The organism is Cryobacterium sp. 10I1, from assembly GCF_035019805.1.
GTDB lineage: Bacteria > Actinomycetota > Actinomycetes > Actinomycetales > Microbacteriaceae > Cryobacterium > Cryobacterium glucosi.
This window is the reverse complement of sequence record NZ_JASJVF010000660.1, coordinates 1-261: the sequence shown is the minus strand read 5'-3', so window position 1 is coordinate 261 and position 261 is coordinate 1. Positions and strand designations below refer to the sequence as shown.

1 pseudogene is annotated in these 261 nt (G+C 71.6%); it reads left to right on the top strand.

The features are described 5' to 3' along the window. Positions 1-261 (top strand): annotated as a pseudogene (locus QN345_RS20220) (EscN/YscN/HrcN family type III secretion system ATPase); the annotation flags it as partial.

Genomic DNA, 261 nt, shown 5'->3' with positions numbered 1-261 from the left:
GCGATCGGCGACCTGGTCGCGATCGGGAACGACGCCGAGATCGACGCGGAGGTCGTCGCGACGACGCAGGACGGCATCCGCTGCATGCCGCTCGGCCGGATGACCGGGATCCGGGTCGGCGCACCGGTCCGGTCCGACGCGACCCCGCACCTCGTGCCCACCGGGAACGGCCTCTTCGGCCGTGTCATCGACGGGATGGGCCGCCCCATCGACGGCAAGGGCCCCCTCGTCGTCGAGGAATACGTCTCGATCGACCACGAC